Source organism: Microbacterium hydrocarbonoxydans (assembly GCF_900105205.1).
In the GTDB taxonomy this organism is placed as follows: Bacteria; Actinomycetota; Actinomycetes; order Actinomycetales; family Microbacteriaceae; genus Microbacterium; species Microbacterium hydrocarbonoxydans.
Genome location: NZ_FNSQ01000005.1, coordinates 933,516 through 947,302 on the forward strand (window position 1 = coordinate 933,516; position 13,787 = coordinate 947,302).

The following is a 13,787-nucleotide window of genomic DNA, read 5'->3' on the forward strand; positions in this document are numbered from 1 at the left end:
AGGGATGCAGCAGTCAGGTGAGTCCGCCGCACAGCTCCTCGCGGAGGCGCGGACCGCGCTCGCCGGTGCCCCGAAGGAGGGCCTGGGCGAGGAGAAGGACTCGCGGTGGCGCGGTCGACGCATCGTGCGGATCGGCGAGGCCTGGCACCTGGGCGTCCTGCTGCTGACGGACACGCACGCGCTGGCGACCGCGGAGGTCCTGCGAGCCGCCGACCCCGGACGGCGTGGGTACACGGCGGAGTCTGCGCGCGAGCGCGCGGAGCGGCGGGCGCTGGCACTGCGCGGCGGTTTCGGCGAGGGCGACGTGGTGCACGTCGGCTGGACGGTCATCGACGTGGACGCGGTGGATGCCGGGGGAGAGTCCGGGCCGCTCGCGATGAGGGACGGCCTCGCTTCGGTGAGGTGGAGTCAGGCCGGAGGATGGATGCCGTTGGCGGCATATCTGCGGGAGCGGGTCGAGCTCCTGCGGGCCTCTGCGGGCTAGCGAGCAGCCGCGAACGTCTCGGCGAAACGCCGCAGCAGCGCCGCACCCTCGGTGACCGAGGCCGAGAGGACCTGTCCCTGGACGAGATCGAACTCCTCGGGGTCGAAGTACCCGGTCGTCCGATAGAACGTCATGCGGTCGGCGAAGTCACGGGGTGTGGGTTCGGGGTGGAACTGCGCGGTGTACAGGTGCGTTCCCACCCGGTACGCCTGCACGGGACAGGCGTCGTTCGTCGCGAGCAGCACCGCCCCGTCGGGCAGGGAGGCCGCGCTCTCCTTGTGTGCCGTGAACACGGTGAGGGCGGGTGCACTCGGACCGAACACCGGGTCGGATGCGCCGGCCGCGGTCGTCTCGATCACGGTGGCACTGGCCGACTCCGGGGTCGACAGGGTGACGTCGCCGCCCAGCATCCGTGTCACGACGCCGATGCTGAAGCAGGTGAAGAACGCCGCGACCTCGGCATCCATCGCCGTGCGCGCGATGTGCTCGAGGTCGGCTTCGACGCGCAGCTGCACGGACGACTTCTCGACGTCGCTGACGTTGAAGGGCGAGCCGCCGACCACCACGCCCTGGTAGCGGGCGAGCCGTGCCGGATCCAGGCGCTCGGTGAGCAGGTCGAGGCGGTCGACGACGTCGACGCCGAGCGCCCGGCGGAACGAGGCGTGCTCGGCATCCGCCGCCCCGAGTTCGGGGCGCACACAGACGTAGAGAAGCGAGACCACCACGAGAGTCTAACGACGAGGCGGCGAGCCCGATGACGCGGGGCGTCAGAGCGACGTCAGCGGGACGAGTTCGAGGTGCGGCCCCGCACGATCCCGATGAACGTCTCGACGTCGGGCGTGGTGCGCTCCCGTCGCCACGCGAGGGCGACGGTCGACGTCGGGCCGTCCGCGAGAGGGCGGTGCTCGACATCCTTGCGATGGTGCAGGCGCGCCAGGGACATCGGGACGATGACGATCCCCGTGCCCGTAGCGACGGTCGCGATGGCCTCCGCGACCGGAAGAGGAGCGAACCGGGGCGCGACGGCTCCGGGGATGTCGAGCGGACCGAGCGGATCGTCGCTCGGGACCATCACCAGCTCGCCGGCGAGGTCCGCGATCGTGAGCTCGTCGGCGGCCAGCAGATGCGACTCGATCGAAGCCACCACCACCGGCACCTCGTCGTAGAGGGTGATCAGGTGCAGGGAGTCGTCGGCCAGAGGCAGGCGCACCAGGGCGGCGTCGAGGTCCTGGACCGCCGCGCGCTGCTCGGCGACCGTGATCGGGACGATCTCGACGGGAACATGCGGCATCCGCTGCTTCCAGGCGTCGACCCACTTGCCGGGGGTCGCACCCGGCACGACTCCGAGGCGGAACGTGCGCGGCTCCTCGGATTCCGTCTGCGCGTCGAACACGACGCCGGACGTCTTCTTGGGGGGCTTGGGGGCCGGGAACCGCTGCGCGGGGGCCGCCTTGTTCCGGCGCACCGGAGAGCCTTTGCCGGCGCGCCCCGCCGGTCGTCGTCCCTGAGTCGCCATGCTGTCCAGGGTACTCGTCGGGCCTCGGCCCGATCGCCCGCGGTCAGGCCGCGAGCCAGAGACCCTTCGGGTCGGTCGCGACGGTCAGTCCGGCGGCCACGGTCTCGTCGTCGCCGATGCGCGCGCCACGAACGATGCGCGCCCCCGCTCCGACCTCTGTGCGGACGCCGATGTGCGCTCCGTCTCCGACGGCAGCGCCCTGTCCGATGTGTGCGTGCGCGTCGACGTGCGCACCCTCGCCGATCACGGCATCCGGTTCGATCCATGCGCCGCGGGCGATGGTCGCCCCGGCGCCGATACGCGCACCGGGTTCGATGTAGGCGCCCGCTTCGATGTGCGCCTTCGGATGGACCTTCGCGCCATGCGCGACGAGACCGCGACCGTTGGCGTGCTTGCGGTATCGCAGCGTGGCGCCCTGGTCGTTCTCGATGTCGACGTAGTTCTTTCCCACGATTCCTCCCGTGTTCCGGAGTGCTCCGGATATATCAATAACCACGGGTGCCTCGAATTCATTCCCGAGCATGGATGCGGGTCAGCTCTGGCAGGTCGGACACCAGAAGGTGATGCGCTCGCGGGTCGGATCGGCACCCTGCTCGCCACGTCGGATGAGCGTGCCGCAGCGACGACACGGCCGCCCCGCACGGCCGTAGACCCACGTTCCCTGACCTGGGCGATCGACGCCGGTGAAGGTGCGATGGCGGCGGTCGCGGTTCATGCGGATCGTGCGCACCCCGAGATCGAGGAGGGCGGGCACATCGACCTCCTGCGCAGGGGTGGTGGGCAGGATTCCGCGGAGGAACAGGAGTTCTGCGGCGTACTCGTTGCCGAAGCCTGCGACGTTGCGCTGGTCGAGGAGAGCGACGTGGATGCTGCGGGAGTCGCCGCCGACCCGCCGGGCGGCCTCGACCGCGTCCCAATCGGGGCCGAGTGGGTCGGGCCCGAGATAGCCGACCAGTTCGTCCTCGTCGCGCGTGGGTACGACCTCGATCTCGGCGAGATCGATGCCGACGGCTTCGCGCTGGGCGGTGCCCACGATCGCACGCACCTTGAAGGCCGGATGCCGCCACTTCTCGCCGACGCGGTAGACGAGCCAGGCGCCGTCCATGCGCAGATGGGAATGGAGGGTGCTATCGCCGATGCGCAGCAGCAGGTGCTTGCCGCGCGCGATGGAGGAGCGGATCGGCTGACCGGTGAGATCGAGGGTCGCGAAGCGCGGCACGCGCAGGTCGAAGCGTGCGACCTCACCGCCGACCAGCGCCTCGTCGAGGCGCTTGGCTGCGCGGAAGACCGTGTCGCCCTCGGGCATCAGACAGGTCCTGGTGCGGTGGGCGCAGGGGGTGCCGTGGGGGGCGCGGGTGCCGGGGGTGCGGCGGGTGCTGGGGGAGGCGCGAGCTGCGGCAGCGGTGTCCGGTGCATCATGCTGCGCGCGAGCGTCGTCGCTCCGGCCACGGCGGCAGGCATGACAGCCACCGCACCGCCCGGGATCAGGAAGCAGAGCTGGGTCGCGACCCCGAAGCCGAGCACGCGCGCGCGGCTGCCTCGGAAGAGCAGGGCGCGGTCGGCCGGGCTGAGACCACGGGCGTCGAAGGCACGCCCCGTGAGCTCGCGGGCCAGCATCCGTCCCGACAGCATGACGCCGCCGACCGCACCGAGGAAGCCGCCGATGAGGGGGATGAGGCCGAGTAGCAGCACGAGGATCGCGATCAGGATGCCGAGCAGCACCAGGCGAAGGCTCTCGCCCACCGCCATCCAGAATCCGCCGCCGTCAGACGGAGGAGCGTCGCCGAGATCCGTCTCGACCGCCCGCCAGATGCGCTGGTAGAAGGGGTCGCCGATCGCGAGTGCGAGCGCGCTGAACACCGCGCTCGCGAGCGCGAGCGCTGCGACGAAGACGACGATGCCGACGGCGGCGCGCAGCGCCGAGCGCCAGGCCGGGATCCAGCCGTCGGCGAACGGGGTGAGTGCGTCGGAGATCGGGCCGAGCGACAGTGCCAGTGGCACGAGACCGGCGAGCAGCACCAGCGCGGCGATCACCCCGGGCACGAGGCCGAGGGCCATGAGCCCCGGTCGACGCCGCCACGTGCCGAAGCCACGCAGGAGGGTGCGGATGCCGTCGACGAACTCCCCGATCATGCGTCCAGCCTAGAAGCAGCGATCATCGGGTCGGTCAGATCGCCTTGCGCAGGGTGTAGCCGCGCGGTGTCGCGACGAACCCCGCCTCCTGCAGTGCGAGCGCGAGCTCGGTGCCGTAGACACCGTCTCCGTTGACCTTCTCGACCGTGAGGGTGTCGAGTCGGCGCGCGCGGGCGGTCGCCGCGAGGTCGGCTGCCGCGGCGCGCAGCACGTCGGCGTCGTCGGTGAAGCACAGCACCGTGCGGCCGCCGCGTTCGAGGTACAGCACGAGCGAGCCGTCGACGAGCACGACCAGGCCTCCGGCCTTGCGACCGGGGCGATGCGACACGTCGTCGCGCTTCGGCCATCCGAGGGCTGCGCCGTACGGGTTGGCAGGGTCTGTCGCAGCGAGCGTGACAGCGGCCCGCGGTGGCGGATCGGCGAGGCCGGCGAAGGTGCGCAGCCGGTCGACGGTCGCAGAGGCGGCGAACTGGGCGGCGCCGAGCCTCTCGATCACATAGCCGCGGCGGCAGTGCCCCGCCTCCTCGAAGCCGGCAAGCACGCGGTACGTCTGGGCGAATCCGCCGGGGACGCCCTCGGCCTGCACGGCACCGCGCGTCACCACCCCGTAGCGATCCAGCAGCAGGCCGGCGGTCACGGTGGCGCGACGAGCGGCATCCGTCTCGACCGAGGGGAGCAGCGACCAGCGTCCGCCGATCGAGGTCGGCCGTGGTGCGGTGCGGGCCAGTGACATGCCCCGGTAGGTACGCGTGCGGGGTGAGCGTCGCGTGACGCGGTGCGCTTGCGAACCGCCGGCGAGGAGAGAGCGAATGGGCGCGAATGTGTCGTTGGTCACGCGTCCAGCCCACGTCAGCGACCAGAGCGCCTCGAGCACGGACTGCTCGTTCTCGGCACCTGCCATCTCCTTCAGCTGCCCGGCGAAGTACGCACCCCCCGCCTCGAGCGCTGCGAGCACGCGGGCCTCGAGCGAGTCGGCGGCGATCTCGTCATCGGGCTCGGGCAGGGTGAAGGGGGCGAGGTCGGCCGGGTGCAGCGAGACCCAACCGTCCCGTCCGGGCAGCGTGCCGTGACCCGACCAGATCACCTCGCCCGCTGCCGTGAGCTCGTCGAGCAGGGCGGGGGAGTAGTCGCGCACCCGTGAGGGAAGAACGAGCGATTCCCACGCGCTCGCGGGGATGGGGACGCCGGCGAACTGCTCGATGACTGCGAGCACGCCGTCGAGGCCTTCCAGAGGCCGACCGAGGTGCTGCCAGTCGGGGAGGAACCGCGCGTACGCCTCGGGAGACACCGGTTCGACGCTGCCGCGGATCGCGGCGAGCGACCGCATCCGGAGTCGGCGCAGCACCTCGGTGTCGCACCATTCGGTCTCGTTCCCGGTGCCAGACGCCTCGGGCAGGAAGTACCCGCTCGTGAGTCGCCCCGAGTGCTCAAGACGCTGCAGGGTGTGGCGGGCCACGGCCGCACCGAGGCCGAAGCGCGTGGCGATCGCATCCGTCGTGAAAGGGCCGTGGGTGCGGGCGTACCGGGCGACGAGGTCTCCGAGCGGGTCCGCCAGCGGTTCGAGGAACGCGACAGGGATCCCCGTCGGCAGCGCTGCGCCGAGTGCATCGCGCAGACGGCCCGCGTCTTCGATCGCCGCGACGCGGGTCGTGCCGGCCACGGTGACCGGGATCGCGCGTCTCGCGGTGATCAGGGCGTCGAGGTGCGTGGACGCGTCGCCGGTCTCGGGGTCGAGCCGGGCGTCGATCTCGGAGGCGTCCATCGGACCGAGCATCCGCAGCAGGTCGGCCACGCCCTCGAGTCCGCGCGCGCGCCGCTCCGGGTCCAGGCGCTGCGCCTCCCGTTCGAACTGCGCGATGACCTCGGGATCGAGGAGTTCGCGGAGCTCGACCGTGCCGAGGAGCTCGCCCAGCAGCGCGGGATCGACCGACAGGGCGGCGGCGCGACGCTCGGCGAGAGGCGAGTCGCCCTCGTACATGAACGCGCCGACATAGCCGAACAGCAGATCGCGCGCGAAGGGCGACGGCTGCGAGGGCTGGGTCTCGACCAGGCGGATGCGTCGGTCGGCGATGGACACCGCGAGCCGGCGCAGCGACGGTAGGTCGTACACGTCCTGCAGCACTTCGCGCAGGGTCTCGAGGATCACCGGGAAGGTCGGATGCCGTCGTGCGACCTCGAGCAGCTGCGCCGACCTCTGGCGCTGCTGCCACAGCGGGGTGCGGCGGTTGGGGTTCGTCCGCGGCATGAGCAGGGCGCGGGCGGCGCACTCGCGGAAGCGGGAGGCGAACAGTGCGGACCCACCGACCTCCTGGGTGACGAGCTGCTCGAGCTCGTCGGGATCGAACACGAACAGCTCGGCACCCGGCGGCTCCGTCTCGGCATCCGGGATGCGGACGATGATGCCGTCATCGCTCGCCACCGCAGATCCCTCGACGCCCAGCCGCTCACGGATGCGGGCGTTGATCGCGAGCGCCCACGGGGCGTGCACCTTCATGCCGTACGGGGAATGGAGGATCACCCGCCAGTCGCCCACCTCGTCGTGACCGCGCTCGACGGTCAGCGTGCGGTCGGTCGGCAGAGTGCCCGTGGCCTCGCGCTGCTCGGTGAGATGCGCCATGAGGTTCGACCGCGCCTGCTCGTCGAGTCCGGCATCGATCAGCCGCTGTGCCGCCTTCTCGGGGGTCGCCGACGACACCTCTCGCGAGAACCGGCCGAGGGCCTCGCCGAGTTCGAAGGGGCGGCCGATCCCGTCGCCGTGCCAGAACGGAACTTTGCCGGGCTGGCCGTACGCGGGGATCACATTCACGCGATCATGCGTGATCTCGGCGATCCGCCAGCTCGTCGTCCCGAGCGTGAAGACATCGCCGACCCTGGACTCGTAGACCATCTCCTCGTCGAGCTCGCCGACGCGGGCGCCGGTCGTCTCGCCGGCCACGAACACGCCGAACAGGCCGCGGTCGGGGATCGTCCCGCCGCTGGTCACCGCGATCCGCTGCGCTCCAGGCCTGCCGGTTAGAGTGCCGGCATCCCGATCCCACACCAGCCGGGGCCGCAGCTCCGCGAACTCGTCGGAGGGGAAGCGGCCTGCGAGAAGGTCGAGCGTGGCCTCGTATGCCGAGCGGGGGAGCGACTGGAAGGGTGCGGAGCGTCGCACCGTCTCGAACCACTCCTCGACGCTGATCTCGCCCAGGGCGCTCGCGGCCACGGTCTGCTGCGCGAGGATGTCGAGGGGATTGCGCGGCACCTGGATCGCCTCGATCTTGCCCGCGAGCATCCGCTCGGTCACGATCGCCGTGTGCAGCACATCTCCGCGGTGCTTGGGGAACAGCGCAGCCCGGCTGATCTCCCCGACCTGGTGGCCCGCACGGCCGACGCGCTGCAGACCGGAGGCTGCAGACGGCGGAGCCTCGACCTGGATGACCAGATCGACCGCCCCCATGTCGATGCCGAGCTCCAGACTGCTCGTCGCGACCACGCAGCGCAGCACCCCGGACTTCAGCTCCTCCTCGACCTGCGCACGCTGCTCCTTCGACACCGAGCCGTGGTGCGCCTTGGCGAGCACCGGGTCCGCTCCCGCCGTGGCGCCGGCCTGCGCCATCATCGCCGCAGGGACCGTCGCGTCGGGCAGCGCGACCCCGATGCGCTCGGAGTAGATCTCGTTCAGCCGGCCGGTCAACCGCTCGGCGAGCCGACGGGAATTGGAGAACACGATGGTCGACTTGTTCTGCAGGATGCGGTCGACGATCGCCTCCTCGACATGCGGCCACACCGAGCCGGTGACCTCGGTGTACTCGGCATCCGGGCCTTCTCCTGCGTCGCTCGGTGCACCGGGAGGCGGCGGCGGATTCGTCATGTCGTCCATCGGGACGACGACTCCGAGCTCGAAGGTCTTGGATGCCGGCGGGGCGACGATCTCGACCGGCGCGGCTCCGCCGAGGAAGCGGGCGACCTCGTCGATCGGGCGGACGGTCGCCGACAGGCCGATCCGCTGGGCGGGGGACTCGTGCCCGTTGATGCGGCGCAGGGCGTCGAGCCGCTCGAGGCTCACCGCCAGATGGGCGCCGCGCTTGGTGGCCGCGACCGCGTGCACCTCGTCGATGATGACGGTGTGCACGTCGCGCAGCGTCTCGCCGGCGCGGCTCGTGAGCATGAGGTAGAGCGACTCGGGGGTCGTGATGAGGATGTCGGGCGGGTCGGCGACGAGCTTGCGCCGATCGCTCGAGGTCGTGTCGCCCGAGCGCACTCCGACGGTCACCGCCGGTGCCTCGACGCCGAGGCGGCGGGCGGACTGGCCGATCCCGATGAGAGGGGAGCGCAGGTTGCGTTCGACGTCGACGCCGAGCGCCTTCAGCGGCGAGATATAGAGGATCCGCGTGCGCGAAACGTCGGCGTCCTTCGTGCGCTTCGCAGCCGGGGTGGGCTGCTCGGTGCGCTCGCGGAAGACGCTGTCGATCGCCCACAGGAAGGCGGAGAGCGTCTTGCCGGAGCCGGTCGGCGCCACGACCAACGCATGCTTGCCCGCCGAGATCGCGTTCCAGGCGCCGGCCTGGGCGGGTGTGGGTGCGGGAAAGGCACCCCGGAACCAGTCTTGGGTGGCAGGGGTGAACCGTTCGAGCACGTCGCTCATCCCTCCATCATCGTCGGTGCCACGGACATCGGGGTCGCCATTGTCGGTGGCCACGGGCATCCTGTATGCATGGCGTCGCACACCACGAACTACGTGAGCACCTTCATCGAGGTGTCGGAGGACTGCCCGACCGATCATGCCGAAGAGCCGCCCTCGGGCGAGAACCCGACGATCGCGGCTCTGCACTATCGCCTGATCGCCGAAGAGCCGTATGCGCGGACGTCGGATGACGTGATCTTCGCCACGCACGCACTGCGGAACGGGATCGACCCCGACGACGTCGGCGCACGCGAGGCCTTCTTCGCCAAGGGGCAGCCGTGTCTGCGCTCGTCGCCGCTCGGCAAGCGCTACGGCTGGGGCATCGCCCATGACGCCGACGGGCGGGTCGCGCTGGTGCCGCGCGATTCGGAGGAGTACGCGCTTCTCGCCGCCGACCCCGCGATCGCCCATACCAGGGCGATGCGGAGCCGGCGGACCTGAGCTCAGCGCTCGATCACGGAGCCGTCCGGCTCGATCTCGAGCACGAGCCCGAGATCGAGCCTCGCGACGAACGCATCGTCGTGGCTCACGACGAGCACCGCACCGCGGTAGGCGCGCAGCGCCTCGACGAGCTGGTCGACCGTGTCGATGTCGAGATTGTTGGTCGGCTCGTCGAGCACGACCAGGTGCGGGGCTGGATCTGCGAGCAGCAGTTTCGCCAGCGCCACCCGGAACCGCTCCCCGCCGGAGAGCGCCGCGACCGGGCGTTCGGCCATGGCCCCACGGATCAGGAAGCGCGCGAGCCGGTTGCGCAGCTCCTTCTCGGGCACCTGGGGCGCCGCATCCGCGATGTTCTCGAACACGGACCGGTGCTCGTCCAGGCCGTCGACACGCTGCGGCAGGTAGCCGATGCGATCGGTGAGAGCTGTCGCGGTCAGCCCCGGTCGTTCCGGACCGGGCGCCAGTTGTTCCGTATTCAGCATCGAATCCGCGGCCGCGCCCTCACGCCGGTCATCCGGACCGATCGGCGGCATCTGTGCTGAATTGTGAACGCCGCCCGCGGCATCCGCCACCAGCCGCTCGAGCAGAGTCGTCTTGCCGACGCCGTTCCGACCGATCAGTGCGACGCGCTCGGGGCCCTGGATGATCCAGGATCGCTCCCCGTCGCCGATCGACGCGATACGACGGCTGCGCGAGACCTCCGGGTCCGGCAGCTCGATCTTCATCGAGGCGTCCGATCGGAGCCGCCGCCCTGCCTCGTCGAGCGCGGCCCTCGCGGCATCCTCCTTGGCCCCGACCTCGGTGCGCAGTCTGCCCGCCGATACTTCAGCAGCCATCTTGCGACCGTGCGCCACGATCTTCGGCACGCGCTTCTCGAGCTCCGCCTTCTTGGCTGTGCGAGCGCGATGCGCCAGCTTGACCTCGGCCTCGATCCGCTGACGCTTCTCCTTGCGGAACTCCTGCTTGGCTGTGACCTCCGCCTGCCGCGCCGCCTCCTGCTCGGCGTCCAGCCATGCCCTCCACTCGGAGTACGGGCCGCCGAAGACGCTCAGCGTCTGGGCGTAGAGCTCGGCCGTATCGTCCATCAACTCGAGGAGCGACAGGTCGTGACTGACCACGATGAGCGTGCCCTTCCAGGACCTGACCATCGTCGCGAGCGCGGCGCGTGCCGCGCGGTCGAGGTTGTTCGTCGGCTCGTCGAGCAGCGTGATCGGAGCCTTGCGAAGGCGGATGCCGGCGATGGCGACGAGCACGGCCTCGCCGCCCGACAACTCCCCGATGCGCCGGTCGAGGAAGTCGGGGGCGAGCCCAGCCTCCGCGAGCGACATCTCGGCGCGCGCCTCGATGTCCCAGTCGTCGCCGACCGCGTCGAAGTGCGCCTGGTCGACGTCGCCGGCACCGATCGCCCTGACGGCATCCAGTGCGTCGGCCACGCCCAGCAGCTCGGCCACGCGACGATCGACGTCGAGCGTGAGCTGCTGGGGCAGGTAGGCGACTTCGCCGGTCGTCGTGAGGAACCCGGAGGTCGGGCTGAGCTCCCCCGCGATGAGGCGGAGCAGAGTGGACTTGCCGGCGCCGTTGCGGCCGACGAGCCCGGTGCGGCCGGAGCCGAACGAGCCAGAGACGGAATCGAGCGCGGCCGTGCCGTCGGGCCAGGTGAAGGTGAGTCGGTCGAGAGTGACCGACGCGTGAAGAGTGGGAACTGACATGGTGTCTCCTGTCGAGTGCGGGGTGCACTGACACCGGTCGCCCGGGATCCCGTCTGAGCGGGGATGCCGTCGAGAAGAACGGCGGGCGAGGTCTGCCGTGGAGTCGGCGATCGTCGGGTCAGCGCGCGAGAGAATGAGCGCGGAGGCGACGGATCAGATCAAAGGACTTCCAGACACGGCGGACAGGACTCCACGACGATACCCGGGCGTGTCGGAGTTTCGCAACCCCGGGCGTGTCGCGCAGATCGTGGGGCCTCAGGATGCCGCGGAGCGCTCCAGCCACTTCGTGAGGAAGGTGTGCACGTCGCCCAGCTCGGCCTCGGAGATGCTGTGGGTGAGTCCTGTGTACACGCGGCCGGACAGATCCGAATGCGACGGGAGCCAGTCGGCGGTGTGGGCGATGCGCGCCGCGGGGATGACGTCGTCGTTCGTCCCGCGGCCCCAGAACACCGGCGGACGGGTCTCGGCGAGCACTTCGTCGCCCCCGAGAGTGCCCGATGCGACGTACCCGCTCAGCGCGACGACGGCGTCGACGCGCTCGGGTGCGAGGCGCAGCGATTGCAATGCGACGGCGGCTCCCTGCGAGAAGCCGAGGAGCGCCACGGACGGTGCGTCCCGGGCCGCGTCGGCGAGCCAGCGCAGGAATGCCTCTGCCGCGGCGGTGACCGTCGCGGGGTCGGGCTCGGTGAGGTCCTCGATGGCGTACCAGGAGCGCCCTGGCATCGGCCACGGGGGAGTGAGCGGAGCGGCGACGGATGCCACGGCGATGCCATCCGGCAGGTAGGGGAGCAGGCCGAAGAGGTCGTGCTCGTCGGCGGCATAGCCGTGCAGCAGCACGAGCAACGGCATCCCTGCGCGTTCGTTCGCCGACCAGCGCGTGAGGAGGCCGTCGATCACCAGTTCTTCGCTCACGCCTCCATCCTGCCAGCGGCCGACGACAGCGCGTCCTGCCGGCGGCGCGATCGTATGCCGGTCGCGGGCGTCGATCGGTGTCGGCTCGCGGGCACGGCTGGTAGAAAGGACACATGGCCGTCCGCACACCTGATCCCGACCCTGAGCCCGACGACGGGATCGAGGGCTTCGGCGATGCTCAGCCGCCGTCGCGCGACGCGAACCCCGGCTGGTTGAGTGAGTTCGAGCTCGCCGAGGCCCGGCGTCACCTGCCGATGCTCTACGTCGAGGCGATCCCGGTGCGCACCGACGGCTCGGGTCAGGTCACCGAGATCGGCATCCTGCTGCGCTCCACGCCGATGGGAGAGATGACCCGCACGATCGTGTCGGGGCGCGTGCGCTTCGGCGAAACGATCCGCGACGCGCTGTTCCGACATGTCGAGAACGACCTCGGTCCGATGGCCTTCCCGCTTCTGCCGCCGCAGCCGCTGCCGTTCACGGTCGCCGAGTACTTCCCGATCCCTGGGGTCAGCGCTTATCACGACGACCGTCAGCATGCGGTGTCGCTCGCCTTCGTCGTGCCCGTGACCGGAACCTGCGAACCCCGCCAGGATGCGCTCGAGGTGACGTGGTTCTCGCCCGAGGCTGCCGGATCGGATGCCGTCGCCGCCGAGATGGAGGGTGGGCGCGGCACGCTCATCCGACTGGCGCTCGCGAACCTCGGCCTGCTGCGCTGACAGCTTCAACCCCTGCATACGACGAGGCCCCCGACACCGGATCAGGTGGCGGGGGCCTCGTTCGTACGCGACACGCTCAGCGTGAGGTGAGCCTCGCGAGCTCTGCGACGAACGCGTCGACGTCCGACTCCTCTGTGTCGAATCCGCACATCCACCGCACCTCGTTGCGGGCGGCATCCCAGTCGTAGAAGCGGAAGGAGGCGCGGAGCTGGTCGGCGACGCCGTCCGGCAGCGCGGCGAACACGCCGTTCGACTGCGTCGGCTGGGTGAAGGTCACTCCGGTGATCTCGCCGGCGGCGATACCGGCGTCGATCGCCGAGCGCAGGCGCTGCGCCATGGCGTTGGCGTGCTGTGCGTTGCGCAGCCAGAGGTCGCCCTCGAGCAGCGCGATGAGCTGTGCGGAGACGAAGCGCATCTTCGACGAGAGCTGCATGTTGAACTTGCGCAGGTAGCGCAGGCCGGTCGACGCCTCGGGGTTCAGCACCACGATCGCCTCACCGAGCATGGCGCCGTTCTTCGTGCCTCCGAAGCTCAGCACGTCGACGCCGGCGTCGCGCGTGAAGGTGCGCAGCGGCACGTCGAGGGCGGCGGCCGCGTTCGAGATCCGCGCTCCGTCGAGGTGCAGCGTCATCCCTCGCTCGTGCGCGTGGTCTGCGAGCGCGCGGATCTCGTCGACCGAGTAGAGGGTGCCGAGCTCCGTCGACTGGGTGATCGAGACCACGAGCGGCTGCGCACGGTGCTCGTCGCCCCAGCCCCAGGCCTCGCGGTCGACGAGTTCGGGGGTCAGCTTGCCGTCGTCGGTCGGGACCGTGAGCAGCTTGAAGCCGCCGATCTTCTCGGGGGCACCGCCCTCGTCGACGTTGATGTGCGCGGTGGATGCCGCGATCACAGCGCCCCAGCGGGGCAGCATCGACTGCAGGCCGGTCACGTTCGCGCCGGTGCCGTTGAACACCGGGAAGGCCTCGACCCCCTCGCCGAAGTGCGAGCGGAACACCTCCTGCAGACGTTCGGTGTAGGCATCCTCGCCGTAGGCCACCTGGTGGCCGCCGTTGGCCGTGGCGATGGCCGCGAGGACCTCGGGGTGGACGCCGGAATAGTTGTCGCTGGCGAAGCCCCGAACCGCGGGGTCATGCTGAATAGTCACTGCACAAGCCTAGGCCCGGACGCCCCGCGTGAATGCCCGGGGCCGGCATACAGCACTTCCGAATGT

12 protein-coding genes are annotated in these 13,787 nt (G+C 70.7%); 3 read left to right on the forward strand and 9 right to left on the reverse strand.

Translation table 11 applies throughout. The annotated features are described in order from the left end of the window. Positions 1-4 precede the first annotated feature (4 nt). Complete coding sequence (locus BLW44_RS04725) at positions 5-484, forward strand: hypothetical protein (RefSeq protein WP_060927662.1); 480 nt, start codon at positions 5-7, stop codon at positions 482-484. On the opposite strand, the gene BLW44_RS04730 is transcribed toward BLW44_RS04725, so the two are convergent. From BLW44_RS04730 to BLW44_RS04755, 6 genes are all read right to left on the reverse strand, one after another. After that, positions 481-1,206 carry a glutamine amidotransferase-related protein gene (locus BLW44_RS04730; protein WP_060927682.1) on the reverse strand — a complete coding sequence of 242 codons (726 nt, stop codon included), beginning with the start codon at positions 1,204-1,206 and terminating at the stop codon, positions 481-483. The genes BLW44_RS04725 and BLW44_RS04730 overlap by 4 nt on opposite strands. Positions 1,207-1,262: 56 nt before the next feature. Next, positions 1,263-2,000 (reverse strand): LysR family substrate-binding domain-containing protein, encoded by a 738-nt coding sequence (locus tag BLW44_RS04735; protein ID WP_060927663.1) that lies wholly within the window; start codon positions 1,998-2,000, stop codon positions 1,263-1,265. Positions 2,001-2,043: 43 nt separating this feature from the next. Next, positions 2,044-2,451, reverse strand: a complete 408-nt coding sequence (locus BLW44_RS04740) for a DapH/DapD/GlmU-related protein (protein WP_053097570.1) — start codon at positions 2,449-2,451, stop codon at positions 2,044-2,046. Between the two features lie 81 nt (positions 2,452-2,532). Continuing rightward, entirely contained in the window at positions 2,533-3,306 is a 774-nt protein-coding gene (locus BLW44_RS04745) for a DNA-formamidopyrimidine glycosylase family protein (RefSeq protein WP_060927664.1), read from the reverse strand. Then, on the reverse strand, positions 3,306-4,133 hold the full coding sequence (locus tag BLW44_RS04750) for an EI24 domain-containing protein (protein WP_060927665.1): 828 nt from the start codon (positions 4,131-4,133) through the stop codon (positions 3,306-3,308). The genes BLW44_RS04745 and BLW44_RS04750 overlap by 1 nt, the downstream gene beginning before the upstream one ends. 34 nt (positions 4,134-4,167) lie before the next feature. Continuing rightward, positions 4,168-8,760: an ATP-dependent helicase gene (locus tag BLW44_RS04755; protein ID WP_060927683.1), complete on the reverse strand. Its 4,593-nt coding sequence runs from the start codon at positions 8,758-8,760 to the stop codon at positions 4,168-4,170. A gap of 69 nt (positions 8,761-8,829) precedes the next feature. On the opposite strand from BLW44_RS04755, the gene BLW44_RS04760 reads away from it, so the two are divergent. Next, positions 8,830-9,240, forward strand: a complete 411-nt coding sequence (locus BLW44_RS04760) for a DUF6157 family protein (RefSeq protein ID WP_060927666.1) — start codon at positions 8,830-8,832, stop codon at positions 9,238-9,240. 2 nt (positions 9,241-9,242) lie between these two features. Here BLW44_RS04760 and BLW44_RS04765 read toward each other — a convergent pair whose 3' ends face one another. Together BLW44_RS04765 and BLW44_RS04770 are read right to left on the reverse strand one after the other, a co-directional pair. Next, the gene (locus BLW44_RS04765; RefSeq protein WP_060927667.1) at positions 9,243-10,949 is read right to left on the reverse strand and encodes an ABC-F family ATP-binding cassette domain-containing protein; all 1,707 of its coding nucleotides are present in this window, start codon (positions 10,947-10,949) and stop codon (positions 9,243-9,245) included. 255 nt (positions 10,950-11,204) lie between these two features. After that, entirely contained in the window at positions 11,205-11,861 is a 657-nt protein-coding gene (locus tag BLW44_RS04770; RefSeq protein WP_060927668.1) for an alpha/beta hydrolase, read from the reverse strand. 113 nt (positions 11,862-11,974) lie between these two features. Between BLW44_RS04770 and BLW44_RS04775 the strand changes: the two genes are divergently transcribed. After that, a complete protein-coding gene (locus BLW44_RS04775; RefSeq protein WP_060927669.1) occupies positions 11,975-12,577 on the forward strand; it encodes a DUF4916 domain-containing protein in 603 nt (200 codons plus the stop codon). 76 nt (positions 12,578-12,653) lie between these two features. Here BLW44_RS04775 and BLW44_RS04780 read toward each other — a convergent pair whose 3' ends face one another. Beyond that, the gene (locus tag BLW44_RS04780) at positions 12,654-13,721 is read right to left on the reverse strand and encodes a threonine aldolase family protein (protein ID WP_060927670.1); all 1,068 of its coding nucleotides are present in this window, start codon (positions 13,719-13,721) and stop codon (positions 12,654-12,656) included. Between the last annotated feature and the right edge of the window lie 66 nt (positions 13,722-13,787).

Coding starts and splice junctions, on each gene's coding strand:
- BLW44_RS04725 (WP_060927662.1), top strand. CDS start 5: ATGCAGCAGTCAGGTGAGTCCGCCGCACAGCTCCTCGCGGAGGCGCGG.
- BLW44_RS04735 (WP_060927663.1), bottom strand. CDS start 2,000: ATGGCGACTCAGGGACGACGACCGGCGGGGCGCGCCGGCAAAGGCTCT.
- BLW44_RS04745 (WP_060927664.1), bottom strand. CDS start 3,306: ATGCCCGAGGGCGACACGGTCTTCCGCGCAGCCAAGCGCCTCGACGAG.
- BLW44_RS04750 (WP_060927665.1), bottom strand. CDS start 4,133: ATGATCGGGGAGTTCGTCGACGGCATCCGCACCCTCCTGCGTGGCTTC.
- BLW44_RS04755 (WP_060927683.1), bottom strand. CDS start 8,760: ATGAGCGACGTGCTCGAACGGTTCACCCCTGCCACCCAAGACTGGTTC.
- BLW44_RS04760 (WP_060927666.1), top strand. CDS start 8,830: ATGGCGTCGCACACCACGAACTACGTGAGCACCTTCATCGAGGTGTCG.
- BLW44_RS04765 (WP_060927667.1), bottom strand. CDS start 10,949: ATGTCAGTTCCCACTCTTCACGCGTCGGTCACTCTCGACCGACTCACC.
- BLW44_RS04775 (WP_060927669.1), top strand. CDS start 11,975: ATGGCCGTCCGCACACCTGATCCCGACCCTGAGCCCGACGACGGGATC.